The sequence below is a fragment of the Parafrigoribacterium mesophilum genome, from assembly GCF_039652555.1.
In the GTDB taxonomy this organism is placed as follows: domain Bacteria; phylum Actinomycetota; class Actinomycetes; order Actinomycetales; family Microbacteriaceae; genus Parafrigoribacterium; species Parafrigoribacterium mesophilum.
The window spans coordinates 23,927-44,089 of record NZ_JBDJAF010000008.1; the positions used below are offsets into that span (position 1 = coordinate 23,927).

The following is a 20,163-nucleotide window of genomic DNA, read 5'->3' on the forward strand; positions in this document are numbered from 1 at the left end:
CGGTCACGTCGGGCGCGGCGCCGATGGTGGTCGCGTTCACCCGCGGACGGTACTTGTGTCCGCCGTAGGAGACGTAAGAGTTCGGGTCTTCCATGTCATAGGAGACGCCGGAGTCCCAGGCCACGAAGGTGCGGGTGCTGGTCGTGCCGTTCAGCGCCCCCTTGTAGCCGCCGTCGCCCTTGGCGATCTCATCGGCCTTGTCGGTGTTGTCCTTCGCGGTGGGTGCGGCATCCGTCTCGCCCTGCCACTGGCCGTCCGTGCCCGGCGTGCTGGTCGCGTGGTGGACGGTCGCCGCCCAGCGCTTGCCACCGTAGGTGACGACGTCGCCCTCGCGGTAGAAGAGGTTCACGTCGTTCGCGGTGGCCGCCGAGTATTCGCCGCGGAACGGTCCACCGTCCGCCTGGTGGTAGGTGCCGGACTGCTGGGTGCCGATCGCCCAGAGCGACAGCGAGATGGCCAGGCCGACGGCGCCGCCGGCGATGCTCACGGCGATGGAGCTGACGTCCTTGATCGACAGTGCGAAGACCTCGACGTCGTCGTTCGCTGTGACGGTCGCCCCGGCGGCGATCGCGGCCTGCACTCTGGTGTCGGCGATGCCGATGTCGATCCCGCCGGCGACGCCGACGAAGCCGCCTGCCGCGCCGCCGGCGACCGTAACGGACGTGAACCGGTCCACGGCCGAGACGTTGACGCTCTGCGCTGCCGACGCCCCACCGGCCAGGTTGACCCGGGCGCCGGCGCCGATGAAGGCCTTCGTGACCACGTGCAGGAGGGTGACGGCGATGCCGCCGGCCACGCCGACGAAGCCGCCGCCGATCGCCGGCACCAGGCCGAAGATGTCCTCCGACGAGTACGCCTGCACCGCGACGCCGTGGAACGGCGCGCCCGCCCCGTAGCGGCCGAAGCCGGTGCCGACGATCGTGCCGTTGTAGACGCCGGGCAGGCCAGCGCCGGTGGCCAGGGCGTCGACGACGGACCCGTTACCGAGAAAGGCCTGCGTGTCCTTGTCGAGGAGGGCGATGCCAACCGCGGCACCCACACCGACGTAGCCGCCGGCGATGGCCGCGGTGATCAGGATCGCCTTCGTGTCGTCTCCGGCGAGCACCAGGATGTTGTTGCCGGCCTTGAGCGTGGCGCCCCCGGTCGCGCACGCCGAGCCGTCTCCCGCCGGGTTGCCGGTGCAGGCGTAGGTGCGGGTGTTCAGGATTGTGACGGCCAGGGTGGCCGCGACGCCGACGGTGCCGCCGCCGGCGCCTACCACGACCGAGACGACCGCGTCTGTCGAGGTGGCGGTGATGGCGATGTCATTGCGCGCCCGCACGATCGCATCCGACCCGACGTGTGCCCGGGTGTTCAACTGCACGACCCGGACGCCCACCGGGATGGCGACCGCCGCAGACCCGGCCACCGACAGGGCGCCGGCGATGCCGAGGTGGTAGAACTGGCTCGCCGCGGCCACCCGCACCGACTGCGCGGGGTTCGACCCGGCGGCATCGCCGCTGCAGTCCGCGTTGCAGTTCATGCGGGCATCCGCGCCGATCCAGGCATAGGTGTGGATGTCGTCGACGTTGACCGCGCCCGCGAGGTTGACCGCGGCAGTGCCGGCGACGCCGGCGGAGATCCCGACGACGGCGATGTCGTCGCTGCTGCCCGCGGTGACGGCGACGCCGCGGAAGGTGTCCGTGCCGACGGTGATCAGCCGCGGCCCGTAGGCGCTGGCGTCCCCGCCGGGGGTCGTGCCGCTCTCGACGATGCTGTGGCTGCGGCCGCTCGTCGATCCGGTGTTCAGGCCGGTGATCACGACGCCGCCCTTGTCCTCCGGCTTGTTCCGCAGCCGCAGCTGGTTCGGGGCGAGGCCGGTGGTCTCCGCGTAATAGGTCGCGCCGTCGATCAGACCGCCGATCGGCACTCCCCCGCCCGCGCTGTAGACGACGGTGTCGCCGTCCGCGAAGCCGTGGTTGTAAGGCAGCGTGATGACGTCGCCACTCACCGTGCCCGGCTTCAGCGGGTTGAACCGGAGGGATTCGTCCTGGCGGACGCCGGCCTGGTCGGTCGGGATGAGCCGGTGGCTTTCACCGGTGCCCCCCGAGACGGCGATCGCGGCATCGGACAGGTCCTGGACCTTGTGCAGCTTCACCCGGGTCGCGTCGACGACCTCCACGTAGTAGACCTGCTGCGGCGTGTTCTCGTCACCCGGAGTGTCGCTGAGCCCCGAGATGTTGGCGCCGTAGCCGGAGTCGTAGATAACCTCGTCGCCGTCGGCGAACCCGTGGGCGAAGCCGAGGTTGATGACGCCGCCGCCCTCCAGCGCAACCGAGGCATCGAAGCGGGTGTCCTGGGTGGTCACGGTGTAGCCGCCGGTCGCGACGGTGAGCGGTGTGCCGTTGCCCAGCCCGACGACCAGCGCGAACGCGCCGAGGTAGGACCGGGTGTGCTTGGCGATCACCGGAACCGCGACGGCCGCACCGACCGCGGCGGTGCCGCCGCCGGAGATGTTGCCGGCGATCACGTTGAGACGGAGGCGGTCGTCGGCGGCCACCCGGACGCTGCCGGACACGGCGATGTCGGCCCGGTCCGCGGTCGAGGTGCCGTCCTCAACATACGCGGTCGTGTTCACGGTGATCACGGAGACGCCGGCGTTGACGTTGACGGCGGCCGTGCCGCCGAACCCGCCGCCGACCGAGATCGAATCGATGTTCTCGGTGGAGAGCGCGTCAATGGTGAGGTTGCCGCCGGCCCGAACCGTGGCTGCCTTGCCGATCCAGGCTTCGGTGGTCTTGTGGATCACCTCGACGTCGACGCCCGCGCCGACACCGGCGGTTCCGCCGTAGCTCAGCTGTCCCGCGAGTGCGAGCACCGTCGTGTCGTCGCTGGCCAGTATGGCGACGTTCGTCGTCGGCTGGCTGACGTCGCCGAGGAGGCTCGCCCTGGTGACATCCGTGGTCGTGTTGACCACCACGGAACCGGCCACCCCGGCGGTGCTTCCTCCGGAACCGCCGACGGCCAGGAGCATCAGGTCGCCCGACTTCGTCGCCGAGATTGTGAGGCCCGCTCCCTGGGCCTGAACGTCGGCGTTCACGCCGACCTGGGCCTCGACGGTGCTGTTGCGGACCACGACGATCGCGGATGCCCCCACTCCGGCCGAGCCGCCGCCGATCGCGAGGTTCCCGGCAGCCAGGTCGGCGTTCATCGCGCGGATCGCAGTGACGGCCACGGCGCCGAGCGCGTGCACCTCGGTGTCGGCGCCGACGTGCGCGCGGACCTTGGGGTCGGAACCGCCCTGGCCGGCGACGAACACGATGACGGCGCCCGAGGCGGCGGCCGAGTTGAGGCTCAGCCCGCCCGCGATGGCGAGGAGGAACCAGTCCTCGGTCCCGTCGGCGGCGACGGTCACCGAACCGCCCGCCCGGACGTCGGCGGAGTCGCCGATCCAGGCTCGCAAATTGGAGTTGGCGACGACGACGATCACGGTGATGCCGACGCTGGCCGAGCTCTGGCTGAGCGCCAGGGTGCCGCCGACGTCGTCGACGGTGAGGTTGTCCTCCGCCCGCACGGCCACACTCTGCCCGGCGTGGCCGATCGCGCCGACCTGGTTGACCTGCGCGCCGTTGCCGATCCAGGCCCGGGTGTCGAAATTGAAGATCTCGATGATGAACGCGCCGGACACGGCCGCCCCGCCGGAGCTCGCACCGCCCGCGATGGCGACGGAGGTCAGCGACAGCCAGTCGAGCTTGCCGTCGAGCGGTTCGGGAACATCCGGCACAAGCGAGACGAGGGTGGACTTGGCGCTAACCGAGATCGCGCCCGCCGCATCCAGGCCGGTGCTGCCGGCGCCGGTGCTGGAGTCGACGTGCGCCGTCGTGGCGACCTCGAGGTAGTTCACGGAGAAGGCGGCGCCGATCGCCGAGCCTGAGCCGGTGGACAGGGCGCCGGCGATCGCCAGGTTCTGCAGGCCGATGCGCTGGTCGGCCCGCACGGCGATGCCGCCAGCCGAAGCGTCGATGCCGGCACCTTGCCCGACCTGCGCCTCGGTGGTGAGCAGCAGGATCTGCACCGCGGCGCTGCCGGCGAAGGAGGTGGACTTGCCGCCACCGGCCGCGAACGCCCAGACGATGAATTCGTTGTTCTGCACCACCCCGCCGACGCTCGGCGTGGTGGCTTCCACGATGACGCCGGTGTTGCCGCTGACGTCGGCGCCCGCACCGATGGCCGCGCGGTTGGTGAGGTCCTGCACGTTCAGGCCGATCGCTGCGCCGACGCGGGTGCCGTTCGATTGGAGGTCGATGGCCGAGCCCATCGCGAGGGCCCTCGCGTTCGCCCAGAGGGTCGAGCGCACCACGACCGGTCCCGTCGTCGCCGTGACCTCGACGTCCGCGGCGATGCGCGCGGTGTTCGTCGCCACGACCCAGTTGACCGCGACGGCGGCGGCGACTCCGGTGCTGCCGCTGCCGGAGCCGGACTGGCTGCTCGATGTGCTGTTCGCGCCGGTCGCCCCGTTCGTGCCGTTGGTTCCGCCGTTCGAGGATGGCATGCCCGCGGTCTTCGATGAGGTCGCCTGCGTGTTCGGGTTGTTCCCGTTGACCTGCTCCTTGGACTTCTGGTCGCCACTGGAGTCGGACTCCTCCGCACCCTTCGCGCTGGCGACCGCCTTCGCCTCGGAGCGCAGTTCGGATACTGCCAGCACCGTCACGGCGGTGCCGGTGGTGTCGCGGGCGATCTCGGCGAGGGTGTCCCAGCCGACGACGGCGTTGATGGAGAGGTCCACTCCTACCGCGGTGCTCTTGCCCGCGGCTTCGGCGTTGCCCTCGGTGACGATGCGGTTCACGTGCGTCGCGGTGACGGTCACCGCGCCGCTCCCGGTGTATCCGGTGCCGGAGGTGCCGAGCCGCGCGATGACGACATCGTCGACGCTCACGACCAGGGCGACGACCGGGGTGATCGCGGTGCCGCCCGCTGTGCCGCCCTCCGCGGTGGTGACGAGTTCACGGAAGCCGAACGCGTCGACGCTGAGCGAGGATCCGCCGGTGAGCGCCGCGCCGTCCTCGGCCCCGGCGCGCACGGCGCTGCCGTCGATGACCTGCAGGGCGACGGACGCGCCGATGCCGGTCGCGGATCCGACCTCGGCCTTGCCGGAAGCCTTCGCGAGGTCCCGTTCATTGCTCTGCGCCGAGATCGTGACGGCGCCGCCGGTGAGGGTTGCGGAGGCGCCGGGCTGCAGCAGCGCTTCGGTGGTGTTGTGCAGGATGTTGATGGCCAGGGCTCCGGCGATGCCGACGCTGGTCGACTTGCTGGCGCCGGCCCGCGCGGTCGCGGTGACCTCGTGCTCCCACAGTCGGAACAGCTGGTCGGCGGCGGGGGCGGCCGGGAAGTGGTCGCCGGTGCCGATCGTCGCGCCGGTCTGCAGGATCCACTGGTGCTGGTCGTTCCGCTTGTAGAAGCCCGGTGCCTTCGACCCGTCCTGCTCGGTGAGCCGGAACCAGTCGTTCTTCTCGATCTGGTCCTTCGGCAGTTCGTCCTTCTCGGAGTACACGTCCGCGGTGATCCACTCCCACGCGGTGCCGTTGTACTTCCAGACGCTCTTCGCGGGCTTTCCCTCGCGCGCCGTGGTGAGGAGGAAGTAGTCACCGTTCGACGGGGTGCCGGGCAGGGCCGCGCCGCTGGTGATGGTGGTGTCGGTGTCCATCGACCAGTTGGAGCCGTCGAACTTGTAGATGCCGTCGTCGGCACTCGCCTTGACGTAGGCCAGGTCGTCCTTGGACGGCCCTGGCAGTTCCTTGCCCTCCTCGACGATCCTCCACTCGGATCCACTCCAGCGGCGGATCACGTCGTTGGTGTCCCCGCCGGCCAGGCCCGCGGTCAGCACCAGGCCGGTGCCGGTGATGGTCGCGGTGCCGGTGACCGCGCGGTTCACGATGTCGACGTCGTTGACGGCGACGCCCGCGCCGATCCCGACCGAGCCGTCGGTCGCGGAGTCGCCCTTGGCGTTCGCCGAGACATCCGTGTTCGCCAGCGACTTCAGGGTGACGACCCCACCCGCCGAGATCACGACGCCGTCGCCGAACCAGGCCCGGGAGGCGCTGTTCACCACGTTGATCGCGATCGCGCCGGCGATCGAGACCGAGTTGCCGCCGTCCTCGTTGGAGGCCGCCTTGGGGGTGGAACTCGTGGAGGTCGTGCCGCCGTTGGCGTTGCGGGATTGGTTCGCCTTGCCGAGGTTCGCATCGGCCTTCTGGTTGACGTCCTTGCCGCCGCCGTCCTTGCCTTCCGACGGCGAGGCGCCTTTCGCGGCCGCTTCGGCGAGCGTCGTGACATCGACCGATTGCGTGGTCTGGAAGCCCACGGCCCCGACGGCGGTGATGCTGCGGGCGCTGCCGGATTCTGCGACGACGTTGTCGAGGATGGCGAGCGCGAGGGAGACGCCGATGCCGGCAGTACTGCCCGCCTTGGTGTCCCCCTTGGCGGTGGTGCCGGCCTTCACACTCTGGGTGGCCTGCGCGGTGACGCTTTCGGCGGTGAGTGCGGTGCTGCTTGCACCGAGCGATGCGCTGGTGCGGATGGTGGCCAACGTGATGGCGATGGCCGGGACGATGGTGACGGTTCCGGATGTGCCGCCGGCTTTCGCTTCCGTGGTGAACGTCGTGTCCTCGGTAGCGGTGATCGTGATGGCGCCGGCGCCGGTGAGCGGTGGGCCGCGAGTCGGGTCGGCGACCTGGTCGATGCCGGCGTAGACGGTGAAGTTGACGAGGTTGAGGCCGAATGCGGCGCCGATTCCGACGGTGCCCGTGCCCGACTGGCTGGCGAGTCCTGACGCCTTGTTGGTGCTCTGCGACCCGGCGGTGAAACTGACCGCACCTCCACCGGTGATGGCCACCCCGCGGTCGGGCAGGAAGTCGGTGAGGGGCGCCTGGTCGCCGTGGATGACCGCGAGGGTGGTCGCGTCGACGAGGTTCAGCGCGAAGGCCCCGGCGATGCCGAGTGTGCCGCTGCCGTCGGTGGCACCCGCCTTGGCGGTCGCCTCGAACGCATGGCTCGTGTCGGTGCCGACCGGCTTCACGGTGGCGCTGAGAGCAAGTGAATGCGCCACCAGTTTCGCGCCCACGCCGATGCCGGCCTCGTTCAGCAGCTTCACCTTGTTCACGGCGAGTCCGGCTCCGATGCCGACCGAGGTGGCGCCGGTTGACGTGCCGTCGGCGGTCGCGGTCGCATCCGTGTTGTTGTGTGTCGTGAACGACGCGGCACCGCTGGTGGTGAGGGTGGTGGCGGGGGCGAGCAGCGCCGTGGTGGTGGATTCGACCAGGTTGAAGGCGATTGCGGCGGCCACGGTCACGTCCGTGCCGTCTTCGTTCTCGGCCGCCGGTGTGCTGGAGTCGTTCGCACCGGCCGAGGAGCGAGCCCCGGCATCGGACAGTTTGGCGTCGGATTTCTGGTTGGCACTCTGGCCGGTGGAGTCGCTGCTCTCGTCCGGCGCGCCCGCCGCGCTGGCTTCCGCGCTCGTGGACGTCGTCGAGACGCCGTCAGCCGTCATGCCAACGTCGCCGGCCGAGGTCACGTCCCGGTAGATCGACGAATCGGCCTCGTGGTCGGCGGAGGTCAGTGCGAACGAGATGGTCGCCGCGAGGGAGGATCCGCTGCCTGCCGCGGTGGCGCCCTTCGCCGTGGTGGTGGCCTTGGCGGTCTGGTCGGCCTTCGCGGTGATACCGGCACTGGTCGACAGCGCTGGTCCGGTGAGAATGGAGGCGACCGTGCGCACGTTCGAGATCGCGATGCTGGCGACACCGGTGAGAGACGCGGACGATCCGCCGCCGGCACCGCCTTCCGTCTCGGTGGTCGTGTCGTCGGTGCTGGTCGCCTCGATGTTCAGCGCCTTGATGCCGGTGATGGCGGATGCCGCGGCCAGGCCCGCCTGCACGGCGACGTTGATCAGGCTGATGGCGACGGAGGCACCGACTCCCACCGAACCGCCGTCCTGCTTCGCGGTGGCCTTGGCATGGTTGTTGTGGCCGGCCGTGGCCTTCAGCGCGACATCCGCGTTGCCCGCCGAACTGCCGGCCCCGCGCACCTCGGCGGCCGTCGTTGCCGTCACCGAGTTCACCGCAACCGAGCCGGCGATCGATACCGAGCCGGAGCTCTTCTTGCCGGAGATCGACGTCGCGGTGAAGTTCGATTCGCCGGTTGCCGGGCCCTGGGCCTCGACCATGACGCTCGTCGCCCCCAGGGTTGAGCCGTTCCCGATGAAGGCTTCGGTGAGGACGTCGATGATGTTCACCGCGACCCCGATGGCCAGTCCCAATCCGGATCCGCCGCCACTGCCGTCCGTCGTGCCGCCATCGGCGGTGGTCGTGACGGTGTTCTTGGCTTTCGCCGTGATGGTCTGCGCGCCGGTCGTGGTGACCTTCGCGCCGGTGACGTGCGCCTTCGTGTTCGTGCCGAGCACCGACACCGACAGCGCGCCGGCGACGTCGATGGTGCCGTCGGAGGTGGACGACTGGCCGTTCGCGCGATCCGCCGAGTTCGCGCTCTCGTTGTTCTGGGTCGCACCGCCCTTGCCGGCGTTGGATGAGGCGGTGATCGTGGCCTCCTGCTCGGCGAGCAGCGCGAGTGTGGCGGCCGTGCTGGGTGTGGCGCTCGTCGAGTCGATGGCCGCCTCGGTGGTCTGGTTGAGGTGGGCGATCGCCACGCCGGCCCCGGCCGTTGCATCCTTCGCGTCGGCGATGCCGCTCAGGGTGGCGTGGTTGACGGCCGTGACCTCGAGGTCACCGGTCACGGTGATGCGGGCCGTGTTGGTCACCTTGCTGATCGCGCGCGCTGTGACGGTGAGGATGGCCACCGCGGCGTCGAAGCTCGCGGTGCCGTCCGCGCCGGCGGTGCCCTCGTCCTTGGCCGCGTCCGACCCCGGCTTGGCACCGGCATCCACGGTCGAGGTCGACGAGAGGATCACCTTGCCGCTCGCGGTCACAACGGCCGAGCCGCCGACGGTGACCGAGGCGTCCGAGAACACGATCGCAGCATCGCCGTACTTCTTGTTCAACTCGACCGGTCCGATTGTCGAGGATGCGGTGAGCACCGCATCGCCGGCGGTGGCGGTCAGCGATGATGCGCCGGTCACGGTCACGCTCGCGTTCGAGTCGACGATCACCGCATAGGCGGTGGGGTCCGTCTCGTCGGGATCGACGGTCGCCGTGGCGGTGAGGGTGAGCTGCTCGGCGGTGAGCGATGCGCCGTCGACGAGGACGGACACGTCGGCGCAGTGCGTGGCCGGGCGCAGGAGGCAGTCGGGATCGAGCCCAGGTCCGCCGGTGGTCGACTGGGTGGCGTTGAGCGTGATCTGCTTTGCGGTGATCGTTGCGCCGGACTGCACGGTGATCTTCTCGACGTTGATCACGAGGGTCGCGCCGCCCAGAGCGATGGTGCCGATGATCGTGATGGTGTCGTTGCCGTCGCCGCCGTTGATGGTGAGCGAGACGGTGGGCCCGGTGAAGTCGGTCTGCTCGAACGAGCTGTTCAGGCTGCGCAGCCGGAGGCCGCCGGTGATCTCCTCGAGCACGGCCTTGTCGTCGCTGCCGCTGAGGGTGAACTCCACGTCATTCGCGGTGCCAGTCGCGACGATCGGCTCGATGTTCGAGTAGACCACCGTCATGGCACCGAGGTGCAGGGTGCCGGACGAGGCGTCGGCGGGGAACGACACGATGCTGCCGTCACCCGCAGTAGCGAGCGTGTCGAAACCGTCGGCACCGTCGAAGACGACCGTGATCGCCGGGTCGGCTGCGGTGCGGTCGATGGTGAAGATATCGTCCCCGGCCGATCCGGTGACACGGATCTCGGTGACTCCAGTCAGTGCGCGGGTCTCGCTGCCGAAGCTGGCCGTGCCATCCGCGTTGAAGACCAGGGTGTGCGCGCCGGCACCGATCGACCGCGACCAGACCGTTGGCACGAGCGCGTCGGGTGCCCCATCGGGCGTGGCGGAGGTCGAGCTCTCCGGCGCCTGGTCACCGTCGCCGGGCACGGTCGCGGTGTCCGCCTCGGGAGTCGTCGTCGCTGCATCGGTGCTTGTCGTGACGGGGTCGGCGGTCGTCGAAGGGACGGGGTCCGTCGCCGAGGTGGGGTCGGAGGTCGGTGTGGGGTCCACGGTCGGAGCGGGGTCGGCCGGGGCCGGATCTGCGGTGGGCGCGGGTTCTGAAACTGCTGCCGGATACATCCGCTCGGCACTGTTCGCGCGTTGCTCGCCGGGGTCGAGTACGCGGGACATCAGGTCGCTGCCACCGTCGATGTCGGGGAAGCCGGCGATGTGTCCGTACTCGTGAGCGAGCACCGTGACGAGGTCCATGGCCCCGCCGTTGAGCGACCAGCCCCACCCGGCAGCGTCAGGGTCGACCGCGATCGCGTTGTCGTAAGTGACGGCCAGTGTGGCGCCGTCGAGGTCTGCGAGGTACAGCCGCGCCCCGCTGACGTCCCAGCCGGGCCATTGCGCCGCGGCCGAAGCGGCCGCCGCCGACAGGTCGTTCTGCGAGATCGCGGCGCTGCCTGGCGCGGGGCCGATGCCGGGCGCGTCCTGGTGCTCGCCGTTGCGCAGTAGGTCGGCCAGTTGCTCGCCCGTGAGCGTGACCGGCAGCGTGAGCTCGCGCGCGTTCGTGCTGGGAGCCGCAAGTGCCGCAGCGGGACTCGCCGCCGGCAGTGTCATGGTCGCCGCAGTCACCAGCGCAACGGCGGCGGTCCACGTCCGCCGCGTCGCTATTGCAAGCGCGGTCCAAGTCATGCGGGGTTCCCGGTGATCTAGGCGGTGCAGTCGGTTCGGGGGGGGCGGGCAACTACCACCTGGCACGTCAAACCCCGAGGGGAGCGACGCACGACAGGGCAGAGCTCTTCCGGCGGAGGGCTTGCAGGTCACGATCTGATCCGGCAACCAACGAAAGGTCTTCGCGAGACCATACCGTAGTCAATTCGCAGGTGTCAATGACTCATATTGACGAGTTGAGACAGAGGCCTCCACCGGGCGGCGATTACCCGGGGAGTATCGCCACAGGAGGGCACTGAGCAGGCTCGGTCGTCCTTCTCTTGCCGCTCGGAGTTGGCACGATCGAGGACCCGGACTCAACCACCGGGGGCGCGGTCACGGCACGGGCGTCGACAGCACCACCCGAAGCGGGTGATGACCGGCTACTACTTGACCAAACGGCGCGTGACCCCTGCCAGCTGGTCGGCATCCAGGGCGAAGAGGTCACGGGCGCCCGCGGTCGCCGCGCCGAGCAGGCCCGACGCTTGCGGCAGCAGTTGCTCCGCGTAGAACCGTGCGAGCACCAGCTGGGTGTTGGCTAGTTCCGGGTCGCCGGTCTCCGGACCGGCCAGGGCCGAACGCGCCATCAGCCACCCGCCGACACTCAGGCCCCACATCCGCAGATACGGCACGGAACCGGCAAGGACCGAGTTGGGATCCGCAGTGCTGGTGGCAAGCATCCACTTCGTGGCTGTCTCCAGGGCATCCAACTGCCTGGTGAGCTCCTCGCGGATGGAGTCGAAGTCGTTTCCGGCAGCGGCCAGCTCTGGCACGATCTCTCGCATGGTCGCGATGAACTCGAGGAAGGATGCCCCACCGCGCACGCCGAGTTTCCGGCCGACGAGGTCTGCAGCCTGGATGCCGTTGGTACCCTCGTAGATCGCGGCGATCCGCACGTCGCGGAAGTGCTGCGCGGCCCCGGTCTCCTCGATGAAGCCCATGCCACCGTGGATCTGCAGCGCGAGCGAGGTGAGCTCGTTGCCCAGGTCGGTGCCGAACGCCTTGCAGATCGGGGTCAGCAGCCCCACGATCTCGTCGGAACGGCTACGCGCGGCCGGGTCCGGCTCGTGCGTGCTGTGGTCGACATACACGGCGTTGAGCAACATCAGCCGGCGCAGCGCCGCAAGGTAGGTCTTCTGGGTCATCAGCATCCGGCGCACGTCCGGGAATTCGATGATCGCCGAGTCTCGGCCAGTCGCTCCGATGGCCCGGCCCTGGCGCCGTTCCTGCGCATACTCCAGCGACTGCTGGTAGGCGCGTTCGGCGACCGCCAGGCCCTGCATCCCAACCGAGAGACGGGCGCTGTTCATCATGATGAACATGATCCGCATGCCCATGTTTTCTTCGCCGATGAGATAGCCGGTGGCGTTCTCGTACGCGAGTACGCAGGTCGGCGACCCGTGGATGCCGAGCTTGTGCTCGATCGACAGCGTCTTCACGCCGTTGCGCTCCCCCAGCGAACCATCCTCGTTCACCAGGAACTTCGGCACGATGAAGCAGGAGATGCCCTTGGTGCCGGCCGGGGCGTCTGGTGTGCGTGCAAGCACCAGGTGCACGATCTGCTCGGCCATGTCGTGGTCGCCGAAGGTGATGAAGATCTTCTGCCCGCTGATGGCATAGCTGCCGTCGTCTTGCCGCACCGCGCGGGTGGTCAGCGCGCCGACATCCGAACCGGCCTGCGGCTCGGTGAGGTTCATCGTCGCGGCCCACTCGCCGGTCACCATTTTCGGCAGGAAGCGCTGCTGCTGTTCGGTGGCGCCGTGATGCAGCAGCGCGTCGATAGCCCCCTGGGTGAGTAGCGGGCCGAGCGCGAATGCCATGTTCGCTGACGTCATGAACTCCTGGATGATCAGCCCGATCACCCGGGGGAATCCGCCGCCGCCGAACTCCTCGGGCAACGGCATCGCGCCCCAGCCTGCTTCGACGTACTGGTGATAGGCCTCTTTGAAGCCGGTCGGCGTGACGACGGTGCCATCGGGCTGCCAGCGCGAGCCTTCCAGGTCGCCGGCGCGGTTGGTAGGCGCCACGACATCGGCCATGAACTCGCCGCACTGCTCAAGCAACTCCATCACCGTGTCGAGGTCGGCGTGCTCAAAACCGGGCAACTTGGCGATGTCCGGGTACCCCACGACGTGCTTGAGGATGAAGGCTACTTCGGATACGGGAGGTCGGTACTCGCTCATGTTCGCCAGCGTACCTTGCATGGCGGAATCCGCCCGGATTGCCGCGTTTCTGTGCCGATTTCCTACAATATTGCTCCGACTGCGCACGGATGCTGCGGTGTAGTCCTACAAGCCACAGGCCCGCTCACATGGGCATGACCGCGGTCAGCCCGGGCAGCAATACCGGATTCAGTGGAACGAAGCACGCAAATACGATGATGCCTACTCCGACCACCTTGCTGAATGCGCGGCCGTGCTTCCACGTCTTCTCCAAGAGGATCGCCGCCGCGATGGCAGCCATCCACACCAGGTTCATCACCCCGACGCAGATCAGGACCACCATCAATCCCCAGCAGCAACCGGCGCAATACGAACCGTGATACATGCCGACGCGGAGATCCCGAAACCGGCCTCGATAACCGGACACGTGCAACAGGAAGGCCATCGGTGACCGGCAGTGTCTGAGGCAGAAGTCTTTCAGCGGCGTCAGCTGATAGATGCCCGCCGCCGCGAGCAGCCCGGCGCCGACCCAGGTCGCCGCGACGGGCGCCACCGCGACCAGCACGGCTAGCAGGCTCGCCGCGAAGTAGGCGAGCAGTCCGAAGCCCAGCCAGGTGATCAGGTAGCCGACGACCAGGGCCGTCGTGCGTGCCAGCCTGATCCGGGACGGCTGTAGGGCGCGCAGCGTGCGCAGGTAAGTCGACGTGAGCGGCGCCAGGGTCGGCAACATCATCGCGACCATCATCAGTTCCCACACCGCCAGGAACCCGACCAGTCCGAGACCCATCGTTCCGGGCCCGGCAGGCATGCCGATGAACTGCTGTACGGTAATCAGCCAGGCGAGCGCCGCGCAGGCGATCAGCGCCAGCGCGCTGGCGCGGTGACCGGTGGTCAGGTGTGCGCGTGCGCGACCGGACACCTAGGCTGACCAGGCGAACGGAGCCGAGAAGGAGTTCTTCCCCGCGTTGTCCCAGGTCATCCCGAACACGTCGATGCGCCCGGTGCTGGATAATCCTGCGGCGAGGGTGTCGGCGGGGAAACCGACTCCGCTGACCTTCACCCCCAACCCGGTGGGATCCAGTGGCGACACAAAGTCTTCGACGGTCATCTGGACAGCGTTGCCGACGGTGACCTGGTGGCGTTTCCCGTCGTCGGAATACGTCATCTCAGAGGACTGCATCCCGGCCATTTCGCCGATCAGCGGAGCCAGGCCCGCCATCGGTCCGCCGAGCTGGCCGCCGAACACAGCACCGAGCGCTTCCGCCTGTTCCGCCGAGGCCGTCGAATCCATCAGAAGGCCGAGTTTCCAACCTCCCTCACTCATCAGCGCAGGCGTATCGGCGACGAGACAGACGGTGAGGCCATCGACGTCAACACCGTTGACGTCACCGTTGTCGACATGGAACGCCATCGCCACTCTGCATCGCTCATTGTCGGCTGGAGCACTCAACCCGGAGGTGGTACAGGGGCAGATCATGTCGCAATTGCAGTTCTCGAAGTAGGTGCCTTCTAGTTGCCACGTCATCGTAAGTTCCTTCCGAGAGGTGACTTTGCGCCGAGGATTCTCCTCGCGGCCGGCGGCGATGTCAACCGATTGATCTCTTGTGAAGCACTCGCCCTTCGCGGTGTCATGGTCCGCGCGTAACGTGACCTGGATTGCAGCAAACGTTAGAGAGCGGGAGGAAGAACCGTGTCGGTGAAACTGAATGATGATGCGCTCAGCGCTGCCCGTCGTCTGGTCAAAGGGGGCAGTGTGGTCCGCGACGAACGGGACGACTGGAGCGAGCACGCTCCCTCGACCGACGACGAGAACAAGTTTGTCGATCAGGAAGGCTGGGAGGCGTACGGGCGCTGGCACCTGGGAATCGACACGGATAAACCAGCCGAGACCAAGGGACGCTACAGCTTCCCGTTCGGCGATTTCTCCAAGGTGCACCGCTGCGCGGTTATTTCCCTCGAATCACGTGCTGCGCAAAACGACCATGACGATATTGCCACTGCGTCGAAGAACCTGTTGAAGCTCATCGATTCGTGAGTTCGGGTTCCGGTACTGGTATCGGTGATTGGGCTTGTCGAAATCCCGGTTCGTTGGGGGGGGGGGTCTTGACAGGCTCGACCACCGGGGTCTTAGCGGGTGATGGTGCCGGTGAGGGAGGCGACCGGGCGTAGTAGCAGTGGTCTGGCGGCGTACCAGGCGGCGGCCATGACCAGGATGGAGGTGGCGAAGATCCAGAAGCCGACCCAGTTCTCGTGGTCGCTGCCGCCATACATGTGGTTGAGGTTGCGTAGTGCTCCGGTGGCCAGTACCAGGGTGACGTGCACGATGGTGAACAGGACGTAGTAGAGCATGATCGGGAAGTGGATGGCCCGGGCGATCTCGATCGGATAGATCCGGTTTAAGGTGGTGGCGTTCTTGGGCCAGGCCCCGGACATCCGTATCCCGGTGATGACGGCGAGGGGTGCGGCGATGAACACGGTGACGAAGTAGGCGATTAGTTGCAGGCTGTTGTAGTTGACCCAACCGTTTTCGGTGGGCCAGTTCAGGGACGCGTATTGGATGGCGACCGAGATCGAGTTGGGGATCACGTCCCAGTGCAGCGGGACGATGCGCATCCATTGGCCGGTGGGAAACAGCAGGATCAGGAAGATGATGCCGTTGGCTACCCAGAAGGCGGCCAGGCTGAGGTGGAACCACAGGTGCAGGCTGATCTTGGTCGGGGTGCCCTTGGTGCGGATCAGGCCCTTGTTGTTGCGGGTCCAGTGCGCCGGCGGCCGGGCGGTGGTGCGCACCTGCCAACCGGACCGGATGATCAGGATGATGAAGAAGAAGTTCAGGAAGTGCTGCCAGGACAGCCAGGCCGGGAAACCCACCGGCGCCACCTTGGGCAGTTCGGATTGGCCGGGGAAGTCGGTCATGAACGACTGCACCGCCGGCAGCTCCCGCAGCCCCTTAGCCACCAGCACGACCACGACCAGGGCGACTAGCGCTGCGAGGGTGATCACCGCCGGTTTGAACCACCGGGCGGCGGTGACCGATTTCGACTCCGCCGTCACGATGCGGCTCGCTCTTCCAGCGCCTGGATCAGTTGCGGCACGACGGTGAACACGTCTCCGACAATGCCGTAGTCAGCGATGTCGAAGATCGGCGCGTCGGCGTCCTTGTTGATCGCCACGATCGTCTTGGCGGTCTGCATGCCGGCCCGATGCTGGATCGCGCCGGAAATACCCAACGCGATATACAGCTGCGGCGACACCGTGGTTCCGGTCTGGCCCACCTGGGAAGTCTGCGGCACGTAACCGGCATCCACCGCCGCGCGCGAGGCGCCCACCGCCGCGCCGAGCGCATCCGCCAGCTGTTCTACCAGCTCGAACTTCTCCTTGGAGCCAAGGCCGCGGCCGCCGGAGACGACCACTTTCGCCTCCCGCAACTCCGGCCGGGCCGAGGTGCCCACCGCGTCGGTGATGCCGTCGACCACCGCCGAGGTCGCGGCATCAGCGCTCACCTGAACGGTGCTGACGGTCGGCGTCGCGGCCGTGGCACGCTCCTCGATGGCCCCCGGACGCAGCGTCACGATCGCCGGCCCGCCCTCCACGGTCGACTCGACCGTGTAGGCGCCGCCGAAAATCGAATGAGTGACCACGATCTTTCCGGCATCCGAACGCACATCCACCGCATCAATGCACAGGCCACCCTTCAGACGCACCGCCAGACGGGCGGCAACATCCCGGCCCTCAACGGAGTTCGCCACCAGGACCGCGGCCGGATCCAGGGCGGCACTGGCGGCCACCAACGCCTCCAACTGCGGGCCCACCAGCAGCGAGTCGACCCGATCGGACTCGGCCAGAAACACCTGCTGGGCGCCCAGCGCGCCGAGCGCGTCGACCAGGCCGGCTCCCGCACCAGGGGCGACCGCGACCACCGCGACCGGGGTGCCCAACCGTCCGGCGGCGGCGATCAACGACGGCGCGGTGTTCCGGATCTCGCCGGTGCTGGAGCGTTCGATCAGGGCAAGGATGTTGGGCATGTCAGATTCCTTAGGTTCGATCAACGTCGGTCAGATCAGGTGGCCCGCGGCCAGGAATTCCGCCAGTTCGACACCCGCGTTGCCCTCGTCAACGACCTTCGTGCCCGCGGTACGCGATGGCCGCTCGGCGGTGCTCAACACCACCGACCGGCCCCCACCGGACAGCGCATCGGCACCCAGACCCAGCTCGCCCACCGTGAGCACGGTCAGCGGCTTCTTCTTCGCCGAGAGAATGCCCTTGAAGTTCGGGAACCGCACCTCCGGAGTGCGTTCAGTGACCGAGACGACAGCCGGCAACCCGGTGTGCACCTGAATGCTGCCGCTGTCGGTGCCGCGTTCCCCACTCACCTGGGACTCGGAAATCTCCACCGAGTCCAAAAAGGTCAGATGCGGTAGACCCAGGTGCTCGGCAACCATCGCGGGGATCACCCCACCACGACCATCGGTGGACTCGTTGCCGGCAATGACCAGGTCATACCCCGACTTGGTCAGCGCGGCCGCCAGCACCGAGGCGGTGCGGGCCAGGTCGGCGCCGGCCAGCGAATCATCCAGCACGTGCACCGCCGCATCCGCCCCCAGCGACAACCCCTTACGCAGCGCGGCGGTTACCGAACTCGGCCCCATCGACACCAGCACCACCTCGGTGCCCTTATGGGCATCCTTGTAGCGCAACGCCACCTCCAGGGCGCGTTCACCGATCTCGTCGATGATCGGATCGCTGGCCGCCCGATCCAGAATCCCCGTCGCCGGATCCAACCTGCGCTCCTCATAGGTATCGGGCACTTGCTTGATCAGCACGACGATCTTCATGGCTCGCTCCTTCTGCAGAATCCGGATAGACAGCATCCGAATGGCGGGTGTGAATCCGCGGTTCTTCTAACCGATAGTAGGGCCCTCCTTCACAAACCGGAGGGACGTAGTGACCCGGCGATAGGAAGAAGTTCAGTTAATGGTGATTTACTGGGACATCATACAATTGTGACAACGGCCACACGCCGTGAATGCATTCCGAGTACTGCACCCACGAAAGGATCGCCACCATGAACTTCGACGACGAAGAGAGCCACGCGGACATACGTGAGGCGGTGGCTGCGGTCACCCGATCATTCGGCGACTCCTATTACGCGGATCACGGCGCCAGCAACAAGCCGACCCAAGAATTGTGGCTGGAACTCGGCAAGCAGGGCTTCATCGGCATCAATCTGCCGGAGGAGTTCGGCGGCGGCGGGGCCGGCCTCACCGAGCTGGCCCTGGTGTGCGAAGAGACGGCCGCCCAAGGCACGCCATTGCTGCTGATGCTCGTCTCGAGCGCCATCTCCGGCGAAGTCATTTCCCGCTATGGCAGCCAGTCCCAGAAGGAGACGTGGTTGCCCCGGATGGCCAGCGGCGAAAGCAAGGTGGTGTTCGCCATTACCGAGCCGGATGCCGGATCCAACACCCTGAAGATGGCCACCACCGCGGTGCGCGACGGCGATGACTGGGTGCTGAACGGCACCAAGTACTACATCTCCGGAGTCGACGAGGCGGATGCCGTGCTCGTCGTAGCGCGCACCGGCACCAACGAAGAAAACGGCAAAGCGCTGCTATCGCTGTTCATCGTGCCCACCGATGCCCCCGGCTTCGTGGCGCAGCGGCTTCCGGTTTCCGCCTCGCTTCCGGAGCGTCAGTTCACGCTGTTCTTCGACAACCTGCGTCTTGGCAGCGACGCGCTGGTCGGAGCCGAAAACGAAGGCTTCGCCGAGGTGTTCCACGGTTTGAACCCGGAGCGCATCGTGGGCGCAGCGATTTGCGTTGGCGTCGGCAGGTACGCGTTGGAGAAGACGGCAGAGTACGCTCGCACCCGCAAGGTCTGGGACGTGCCGATCGGCAGCCACCAGGGCGTGTCGCACGTGCTGGCCAAGGCCAAGATCGAGGTGGAATTGGCGGCGCTGATGACGCGCAAAGCTGCCTGGTTGCACGACAACGGTCGCCCGGCCGGCGAGGCGTCGAACATGGCAAAGTACGCTGCCGCGGAAGCAGCACTGGGCGCCGTGGATGCTGCCATCCAGACCCACGGCGGCAACGGACTTAGCACCGAGTACGGACTCATCCCACTCTGGGGCATCGTGCGCCTGCTGCGGATCGCCCCGGTCAGTCGCGAGATGGTGCTCAATTATGTGGCACAGCACACCCTGGGTCTCCCCCGCTCCTACTGATCGGCGCGGTCCACCAGCCCCTTCCAAGTAGTCGAGCCGCCCCAGTGGTCGACCCGCCCCGGTGGTCGAGCTCGTCGCGACCCGCACCTTTCTCCGGTGGTCGAGCTTGGGCTCCACTGAGCTTGTCGAAGTGTCGAGACCCTGCAAGGATGTCGAACACACATACGGCCATGATGAGTTCTCACCACCCGCAGTTGGTGCTTCCCTAGTACACCGTAGGCCAACTATCGACGCGTCAATAGCGGATATAGTTATCCACACATCGAAGAAAGATACGATACTGCTTGCATTCCGTGGCAAAATAGGGGTATGGGAAACCCCACCACCACCACAGTATTGGATGGGATCACCGCACGGGTGGCCGCGGTGCTGGATCCGCGCGGACTGGGTGGCATGTCCGAGGACGACCTGCTCAGCCTGCTAGCGGCGACCGAACGTCTGGGCCGGCGGGTGGACGCACTGCGGGTGCTGGCGGCCGGGGAGGTGGCCGAACTCTCCCGCAACGAGGTGGGCAGGTGTGGTCTGGCCGCCCGGAAGGGCTGCCGCAATAGTGCGGAGTTGCTGGAACGGGTCGCCCAGGTCTCCGGGGATACCGCCCGCAAACGGATCAAGACCGGCCGGGCCGTGCGCGGGCGGCTGTCGCTGTCCGGGGAGCGGCTACCTGCCCAATTCGCCGTTGTCGCCGACGCCATGGTTGCCGGGACGATCGGTCTGGATAGTGCCCACGCGATCGTGGCGGGACTGACCGCGCTGACCCACCCGGTGGGTCGCGACGTGCTGCAGGCGGCGGAAACCGCGTTGGTGGCCGCCGCGTGCGGGGCCACCGAGTTATCCCCGGTGGCCTGCGCGGCGGACGATATCCGTAACCAGGCCGGTGTGTGGCGGATGTTCCTGGACCAGGACGGATCCCAGAGGGTGTCAGATTGTCTGTGTAAGAGTCATATTTGATGAAAGGTTCTGACACTGAATGTCTTTGACCGATGAGATGGATTCGTCGTTGTCGCCGTCGC

Annotated in this window: 10 protein-coding genes (1 of these 10 running past the window's edge); 3 read left to right on the forward strand and 7 right to left on the reverse strand. The window is 67.6% G+C overall.

Annotated features, from left to right (window positions below; genetic code table 11):
- The 4 genes from ABFX56_RS15700 to ABFX56_RS15715 form a co-directional block, all read right to left on the reverse strand.
- A protein-coding gene (locus ABFX56_RS15700; RefSeq protein ID WP_346234306.1) for a hypothetical protein crosses the window boundary here: on the reverse strand, window positions 1-10,753 show its 5' end (the start). Its footprint begins 17,678 nt before the window's first position; only the first 10,753 of its 28,431 coding nucleotides appear in the window; the start codon lies at window positions 10,751-10,753; its stop codon lies off the left edge, out of view.
- 404 nt (window positions 10,754-11,157) lie between these two features.
- Window positions 11,158-12,954: an acyl-CoA dehydrogenase gene (locus ABFX56_RS15705; protein WP_346234307.1), complete on the reverse strand. Its 1,797-nt coding sequence runs from the start codon at window positions 12,952-12,954 to the stop codon at window positions 11,158-11,160.
- Between the two features lie 124 nt (window positions 12,955-13,078).
- Window positions 13,079-13,852 (reverse strand): DUF2182 domain-containing protein, encoded by a 774-nt coding sequence (locus tag ABFX56_RS15710; RefSeq protein WP_346234308.1) that lies wholly within the window; start codon window positions 13,850-13,852, stop codon window positions 13,079-13,081.
- Entirely contained in the window at window positions 13,853-14,458 is a 606-nt protein-coding gene (locus tag ABFX56_RS15715) for a DUF1326 domain-containing protein (RefSeq protein ID WP_346234309.1), read from the reverse strand.
- Window positions 14,459-14,623: 165 nt separating this feature from the next.
- On the opposite strand from ABFX56_RS15715, the gene ABFX56_RS15720 reads away from it, so the two are divergent.
- Window positions 14,624-14,968, forward strand: a complete 345-nt coding sequence (locus tag ABFX56_RS15720) for a hypothetical protein (protein WP_346234310.1) — start codon at window positions 14,624-14,626, stop codon at window positions 14,966-14,968.
- A 92-nt stretch (window positions 14,969-15,060) separates the two neighbouring features.
- Here the strand turns inward: ABFX56_RS15720 and ABFX56_RS15725 are convergent, their stop codons facing one another.
- Genes ABFX56_RS15725 through ABFX56_RS15735 form a run of 3 tightly spaced genes read right to left on the reverse strand, consistent with a single transcriptional unit; the run spans window position 15,061 to window position 17,768 of the window.
- Window positions 15,061-15,987, reverse strand: coding sequence for a cytochrome b/b6 domain-containing protein (locus ABFX56_RS15725; RefSeq protein WP_428834464.1), 927 nt, complete (start codon window positions 15,985-15,987; stop codon window positions 15,061-15,063).
- Window positions 15,984-16,958, reverse strand: a complete 975-nt coding sequence (locus ABFX56_RS15730; protein ID WP_346234311.1) for an electron transfer flavoprotein subunit alpha/FixB family protein — start codon at window positions 16,956-16,958, stop codon at window positions 15,984-15,986. Before ABFX56_RS15730 ends, ABFX56_RS15725 begins: the two co-directional genes overlap by 4 nt.
- A gap of 30 nt (window positions 16,959-16,988) precedes the next feature.
- Window positions 16,989-17,768: an electron transfer flavoprotein subunit beta/FixA family protein gene (locus tag ABFX56_RS15735; protein WP_346234312.1), complete on the reverse strand. Its 780-nt coding sequence runs from the start codon at window positions 17,766-17,768 to the stop codon at window positions 16,989-16,991.
- 230 nt (window positions 17,769-17,998) lie between these two features.
- Here ABFX56_RS15735 and ABFX56_RS15740 point away from each other — a divergent pair, with 230 nt between their 5' ends.
- Window positions 17,999-19,153: an acyl-CoA dehydrogenase family protein gene (locus ABFX56_RS15740; RefSeq protein WP_346234313.1), complete on the forward strand. Its 1,155-nt coding sequence runs from the start codon at window positions 17,999-18,001 to the stop codon at window positions 19,151-19,153.
- A gap of 309 nt (window positions 19,154-19,462) precedes the next feature.
- Window positions 19,463-20,101 carry a DUF222 domain-containing protein gene (locus ABFX56_RS15745; RefSeq protein WP_346234314.1) on the forward strand — a complete coding sequence of 213 codons (639 nt, stop codon included), beginning with the start codon at window positions 19,463-19,465 and terminating at the stop codon, window positions 20,099-20,101.
- The last annotated feature ends 62 nt before the right edge of the window (window positions 20,102-20,163 follow it).

Bases quoted from the DNA above. Each gene is read 5' to 3' on its own strand.
- ABFX56_RS15715 (WP_346234309.1), bottom strand. From the start codon at position 14,458: ATGACGTGGCAACTAGAAGGCACCTACTTCGAGAACTGCAATTGCGAC.
- ABFX56_RS15745 (WP_346234314.1), top strand. From the start codon at position 19,463: ATGGGAAACCCCACCACCACCACAGTATTGGATGGGATCACCGCACGG.
- ABFX56_RS15735 (WP_346234312.1), bottom strand. From the start codon at position 17,768: ATGAAGATCGTCGTGCTGATCAAGCAAGTGCCCGATACCTATGAGGAG.
- ABFX56_RS15740 (WP_346234313.1), top strand. From the start codon at position 17,999: ATGAACTTCGACGACGAAGAGAGCCACGCGGACATACGTGAGGCGGTG.
- ABFX56_RS15705 (WP_346234307.1), bottom strand. From the start codon at position 12,954: ATGAGCGAGTACCGACCTCCCGTATCCGAAGTAGCCTTCATCCTCAAG.
- ABFX56_RS15730 (WP_346234311.1), bottom strand. From the start codon at position 16,958: ATGCCCAACATCCTTGCCCTGATCGAACGCTCCAGCACCGGCGAGATC.